The organism is Chitinophaga sp. (genome assembly GCF_036569125.1).
Lineage (GTDB): Bacteria > Bacteroidota > Bacteroidia > Chitinophagales > Chitinophagaceae > Chitinophaga.
Genome location: NZ_DATCRF010000195.1, coordinates 1 through 6692 on the forward strand (window position 1 = coordinate 1; position 6692 = coordinate 6692).

Annotated in this window: 5 protein-coding genes; all 5 read right to left on the minus strand. The window is 50.8% G+C overall.

The window, feature by feature from the left end; genetic code table 11:
• Positions 1 to 1245 (minus strand): DUF885 family protein (locus VIM87_RS07020; RefSeq protein ID WP_331996291.1); only part of this gene is annotated, 1245 nt, incomplete at its 3' end.
• A 16-nt stretch (positions 1246 to 1261) separates the two neighbouring features.
• Positions 1262 to 2512 (minus strand): NAD(P)/FAD-dependent oxidoreductase, encoded by a 1251-nt coding sequence (locus VIM87_RS07025; protein ID WP_331996292.1) that lies wholly within the window; start codon positions 2510 to 2512, stop codon positions 1262 to 1264.
• A gap of 9 nt (positions 2513 to 2521) precedes the next feature.
• Entirely contained in the window at positions 2522 to 3526 is a 1005-nt protein-coding gene (locus VIM87_RS07030; protein ID WP_331996293.1) for a 4-hydroxyproline epimerase, read from the minus strand.
• A gap of 349 nt (positions 3527 to 3875) precedes the next feature.
• The gene (locus VIM87_RS07035) at positions 3876 to 5330 is read right to left on the minus strand and encodes an APC family permease (RefSeq protein ID WP_331996294.1); all 1455 of its coding nucleotides are present in this window, start codon (positions 5328 to 5330) and stop codon (positions 3876 to 3878) included.
• Positions 5331 to 5492: 162 nt separating this feature from the next.
• The coding region (locus VIM87_RS07040) for an aldehyde dehydrogenase (NADP(+)) (protein ID WP_331996295.1) at positions 5493 to 6692 on the minus strand (1200 nt) is incomplete at its 5' end.

Sequence of the window (6692 nt, forward strand, 5' to 3'; positions counted from 1 at the left end):
GTTCATGTACATCTGCAGGTGATGGCCTGCTATCAGCTCATGATGCACGGTAGCGCGGGAGAAATGGGGGTTATTGCCACGCATGCTCATCAGCTTATCTTCCTCGCTCATATCATCCGTTGGGTAAGAGATGCTTAACACTTCCCCGCCTGTGAAGAAGGGATTCACCAGTTGCCGCTCCGGCGTCATCATGATCATGCGCCAGCTTTCTTCCGCCAGGGGCGGAATAGTTACCAGCTCTTTCTGTTTCAGGAAGGCAACGGATTCATTATATAGTTTCATGATGGCCTCCGGTTGTTTGCCGGCAGGCACATAGGTGTTCTTTACTTTTTCCAGCGCCTTTTTCCAGTCGTCGCCAAAACCCATTTCCCGGGAGGCTTTCAGCATTTCAGCATCACACCAGGCAAATTCCTTGTTGGCTATTTGTATCAGCTCTTCGGGGGTGTAAGGGATCAATTCATCCTGCAGCTGGCGGATCAGCTCATCACGGCCAATGGGATAGCCGATAATACCGCTGCCATCATCCTTACTACCGGGAGCAATTTTTTCCTGTGCTTTCCAGGCAATGGCATAGGTGCTTAAAGCGGTATCCAGGTCGGCATAGGGTTTGGCCATCCACCAGGTGTATTGCGGATCATAGCTGTTGTAGAACTGGTGTACGCTGTGCAGCGCATCCTTTAAACCTTTTACAATACCCTCTGCTCTGAGGATGTGGTAGATATCGACATTCTTTTCTTCCCGCAGCGCTTTGGCTTTCTTCAATACATCTACCGACATGCTGTGAAAATCCGCGGCCAGCTGCTGCGCATTTTGCTCTGTGCCGCGCCTGCGCAGCTTTTCCACTGCGTAAAGCTTATCTGCAAAGGGAAACCATTCTTTTAGCTTGTTGTATTGCGTTTCTTCTTCCTGTAAGCTGTGCTGCTGCGCCTGAAGGTCTTTTTTGAACAGGATATAATCTACCCGGCTACCGGTGGGCAAGGCGTTAAAATCAACCTGGTCCAGCTGCTGCAGGTATTGATTATTGAGCTTTTGCAGCTGCTGCCGGCGTTCCGGCGAGTTACCTACAAAATAAAAACGGCTAATGCTGCCTTTATCCGCATTATACATTACCATGAGGTTATTGATCTCGCTGGTTTGCTGGTATAATGCTGCAGGCGCCTGTTGTTGCGCATGCGCTACTGAGTTAGCGGCTGCCAATGCCGTTAATACCCATACGATCCTGGTTGCTGCCTTTTTGCCCATCATGTTATATGTGGTTTACTTATCCCCGTTGCGGGTGGAAAGGTGTTATGTCCATAGAAGAAGGTACGCCCTGTACCAGCTCACTTACCAGCTTGCCGGTACCTGCGCCCAGGCTGATTCCCAGCATGGAGTGCCCGGTGGCAATAGTTAAATTCGTATAAGGCTGTACGTTACCAATGTAGGGCAAGCCATCTGCACTGCAGGGGCGGTAGCCATACCATACCTTATCTGCCGCAGGCATGGGAATATCATACGCCGGGAAATAACGTTTTACAGATTCCAGGATGCCCTGCACCCTTTGCATGCGCGGCGGGGCATTTACCCCGGTAATTTCCATGGTGCCGCCAAAGCGGATCTTGTTCCCATCCATGGGTGAAATGGCCACCCGGGCCTCGCTTAATATTATGGAGTGATGCACTTTATAAGGCGCATTTTCATACGTTACGGAATATCCGCGCCCGCCTACCATGGGTAAGCGCAGGTTCAGCTGTTTGGCCACCGCGCTGCTCCACACACCGGCTGCCAGCACCACATGATCTGCCGGGTATTGCTGGCTGGCTGTTTTCACGCCTTTCAGCATTTTGCCTTCTGTAATAAAACCTGTTACTTCCTGGCTGCCTATCAGCCGCACGCCTTTTTGCTGCAGCCAGTTCAGCAAACATTGCATAAGCTTATTGGGATACAGCTGCGCATCGCCGGCAAAATACAGTGCGCCTATCGCATCTATATCCGCACCCGGCTCCATGGCCTGCAGCTCTGCTTTATTTAACAGGCAGGTATCTAACCCCAAGGCTAAAGCGTCTTTTAAAGTATGTTCAGCATGGTGCGCATTTTCTTCTGTTTTAAACAGCTCCAGCATGCCTTTGGGCTCATAGGCGAAATCCATACCCGGCAGCTGCGCCCAGCTTTCATACAGCTGTTTGCTCAGCAAAGCAATATCCCGCAGGGGAATGGCCGACCGCTCCACATGCTCTTTGGTGGCGCTTTTCATGAACTTCAATCCCCAGGAGATAAGCTCCCCGCTTAAACGCGGCTGCACATAAAATGGGCTTTTGGCATTCAGCATCCATTTTAATCCCTGCTTTATAATACCCGGTGTGGCCAACGGCACAAAATGGCTGGGGCATACATACCCTGCATTGCCGTAGGAGCAGCCCTGCTGCATATCCGTAGTATCCAATACAGTTACCTTATACCCTGCATCCTGCAAATAGAATGCGCTGCTAAGGCCAATAATTCCGCCGCCAATGATGATAACTTCCTTAGACATATTGTTCTGCTATATTACCTGTAATCCGTATGCATACGGATCATCTTCCGGGTCAATTGTAATGGTGTTGTAGCCGTAGATCCTTGCCCAGCCTTCAATACTGGGGCGGATAGCCGGCACGCCGCCGATGCTGGTTTCCTCTTCTATACGGCCAATGAATTTAGAGCCGATAATGCTTTCGTGAATAAACTCATCGCCTTTTTTAAGCTTGCCTTTAGCGTACCACTGCGCCATACGGGCAGAGGTGCCGGTGCCGCAGGGTGAGCGGTCGATGGCTTTATCGCCATAGAAAACGGCATTACGGGCGGTGGAAGTTTGATCTAACACCGCCCCGGTCCATAATACATGGGAGCAGCCGTTGATATGCGGATTGTCCGGGTGTACGAACGTATATTTTTCGTTGATGCGTTTCCGCATTTCGCGCGCCCAGGTAATGAGCTGTGCGGAGGAATAATTTTCCAGTCCGGAGAAATTCTCCTGCACATCTACAATGGCGTAGTAGTTGCCCCCGTAGGAAACATCTACCTTCAGCAGGCCCAGGTCAGGACATTCTACTTCCAGATCTGTTGCAGCCAGGTACGACGGCACATTCGTAAGCTTTACGCTTTTTACCTTATTGCCTTCCTGTTTGTAAGTAACGGTTACCAATCCTGCCGGTGCTTCCATACGCACTACGCCGGGCGTTTTAGGCGTAATAAGCCCTTCCTCAATAGCAATGGTAATAGTGCCAATGGTGCCATGGCCGCACATGGGCAGGCAACCGCTGGTTTCTATGAACAGCACTGCTACATCATTCGCCGGATCATGCGGCGGGTATAAAATACTGCCGCTCATCATATCATGCCCGCGGGGCTCAAACATCAGCCCTTTACGGATCCAGTCATATTCACGTAAAAAATGATTACGCTTCTCACTCATGTTGCTGCCTTCCAATACCGGCCCGCCGCCGGCTACCAGCCGAACGGGGTTACCGCAGGTATGCGCATCAATGCAAAAAAATGTTTTCTTAGCCACTGGGTCAATTACGAATTATCAATTACGAAATGCGAAGCATTCATGAGCACCATTAAAAAATAATCATGAATGCGAATAATTACGAATTAAGTAGAACGAGATTTTCGTTGTGCGTTGAATATGAATGCCATTCAACGGAAGCCACCTTATTCTCTCTTATATTTAGAAACTTTCAATGTATTTAGAATGTGCATGTGGTCCGTTAATATCCGATTGCCCTCATTCCCAAAAATATTCAGAAGCCCTGAGTACAAAGTTGCGAGTATTGATCAAAGGTTTGCAAAAATTAACATAAAATCATGGGTATCCTGCCCGTATCAGATTAAAATGAGGGCAGCTACCGGTTAATTTATGGTAATTCGCTGGTTACCGGTTCCTGCTTTTGTACCGGCGCGGCCACTGCTTTTTTGCCCCATACCCCGTAATATACAGGTATGCCCAGCAGCACCAAGCCCAGTCCGGGCCAGGTATACATAGGTTTATACGCCAGCAGCGACAGGCAAATAATGGTGGCGGCCACCACATAGAACAAGGGTAATACCGGGTAACCAAAGGCTTTGTAAGGGCGGTGCAGATCCGGGCGCTTGCGGCGCAGGCGGAAAATACCGATAATGGTCAGGATGTAAAAGATCAATACCACAAAGATCACATAATCCAGCAGCTGTCCGTATTTACCGCTTAAACACAGCAGCGAGGCCCACAAACATTGCAGCCACAGGGCTTTGGAGGGTACTGCATTCTTATTTAAGGTGGCCAGCTGTTTAAAGAACAGGCCATCATTGGCCATGGTATAATACACCCGCGCGCCCGCCAGTATGAGCCCGTTGTTACAGCCGAAGGTTGATACCATGATCAACGCAGCAATAATATACGTGCCCATGCTGCCAAAAATGTGTACGGAGGCCGCCACCCCTACCCGGTCGCTTTCTGCAAAAGCCACTTCGTGTAAAGGCATTACCCCCAGGAACATCATGTTGGTTGACACGTAAATGATGGTTACCACCAGGGTGCCCAGGAACAGGCTAAGGCCAATATTCTTTTCCGGACGTTTGATCTCTGCTGCTATGAAGGTTACGTTATGCCAGGAATCACTGCTGAACAAGGTGCCCACCATACTGCCTGCAATAGCGCCCATTACCGCTAAGCCGGTATAAGGCAGCAGCCCTTCGGGTGTAAGCTTTTGCAGGGCAAAGCCGGTTTGCCAGTTAGCATCCCACACCTCTTTACGGGCAGCCAGCAAAAAGCCGAAAATAATAAGGCCGAACAAGGCGGCTATTTTGGTGAGCGTAAAAGTGGTTTGAATGATCTTACCCTCCTTTACGCCGCGTGTATTCACATACGTGAGTAATACGATCAATAAAATGGAGGTGAGCTGCGCTGCCGTGACCTGCATAAAGCCCAGATCGGCCAGCACATTCTTTTCACTTAAAGCGGGAAAGATATACGCGGCAAATTTGGCAAAAGCCACCCCCACAGCGGCAATGGTGCCGGTTTGTATAACGGTGAAAAAGCTCCACCCATACAGGAAACCCACCAGGGGGTTAAAGGCTTCTTTGAGATATACATACTGGCCGCCGGCTTTGGGAAACATAGCGCTTAGCTCTCCGTAGCTCAGCGCTGCCGTGAGGGTTAACACACCAGCCAGCACCCATACAATTGTAAGCCAGCCTGCTGAGCTTACATTGCGTACAATATCGGCGCTTACGATGAAGATACCGGAACCGATCATAGACCCGGCTACGATCATGGTAGCGTCCAGCAGCCCGAAAGAGCGCTTAAAAGATGTTGGTTGATCTGTTGACATATGTATGTTTTATAGGTCCATGGTCGATGGTCCATAGTCCATTGCCTTGTACGATATAACAGCTACTGCGTGTTATGTAAACGGCCTGTTGTCCTACAGCTTTCCACGGTATACAAACATTACGTAGTGGGCAATGGACCATCGACTATGGACCATGGACTGCTACCGCGTATACTCATTATCCACCATTCGCCAAATGCCCAGCGGGTTAGCGTTTTGCAGGGCAGGTGGCAGCATGCTGTCCAGGAATCCCTGGAAACATACCGGCCGCACCCAGCGTTTAATGGCGCTGGTGCCTACAGAGGTAAAACGTGCATCGGTAGTAGCCGGGAACGGGCCGCCATGCACCATAGCTGCGCATACTTCCACGCCGGTAGGCGGTGCATTTAAGATAACACGGCCGGCCAGGGTGGTTTGCAGGGCAATAACATCCGCATAGGCGGCCATATCAGCCTCTGTACCTACTGCGGTGGTAGTAAGCTGGCCTTTTACACTTTTCAGAACGGCCTTCAGCTCCTCCTTATTATCACATACTACCAGCAGTGAGGAGGGGCCAAACACTTCCTCTTTCAATACCGGGTTAGCCAGGAAATCCTTTGCTGTTACACGGGCCAGCGCCGGGTGGGCTTCCAGCTCCGCGGGCGCTGTTACTGATTCGCTTACCAGCGCTACGCCCTGCTGCGCCAGTATTTGCTGCCGGCCTTTTGCATACGCCTGCTGAATACCGCTGTGCAGCATTTTTTGCGGGGCGCATTGGGCAATGGCTTCGCCCAGCAGCTGTGCAAAATTATCCAGCGCTGCGCTGCGGATACCCAGCAGCAGGCCGGGATTGGTACAAAATTGTCCCATCCCCAAAGTAACCGACCCGCCAAAGGTTTGCGCCAGTGCAGCGGCATTTTTTTCCAGCGTATCCGGGAGGAATACCACCGGGTTAATGCTGCTCATTTCCGCAAACACGGGTATAGGGGTTTCTCTCTGATTGGCATAATCGAACAATGCCTTACCGCCTGCAAATGAGCCGGTAAAGCCTACGCCCGTGGTTAACGGGTGTATCACTAATTGTTTTCCTATATCGTTGCCCGGAGCTGCTACATGCTGTACCGTGTGCTCCGGCATATTCGTCTTTTTAATAGCTTCCTGCATAGCCGCAAATACCTTCTGGGAGGTTTGGGCATGTGCCGGGTGGCCTTTGATCACCACGGTGGCGCCGGCAGCCAGCGCACTGGCGGTATCGCCGCCGGCAGTGGAGAATGCAAAGGGAAAGTTACTGGCGCCAAACACCACTACCGGGCCTATGGGCAGTAACATTTTACGTATATCCGGCCGGGGCGGTGTGCTGGCGGGGTTAGCGGTATCTATCAC

Bases quoted from the DNA above. Each gene is read 5' to 3' on its own strand.
- VIM87_RS07025 (WP_331996292.1), bottom strand. From the start codon at position 2,512: ATGTCTAAGGAAGTTATCATCATTGGCGGCGGAATTATTGGCCTTAGC.
- VIM87_RS07035 (WP_331996294.1), bottom strand. From the start codon at position 5,330: ATGTCAACAGATCAACCAACATCTTTTAAGCGCTCTTTCGGGCTGCTG.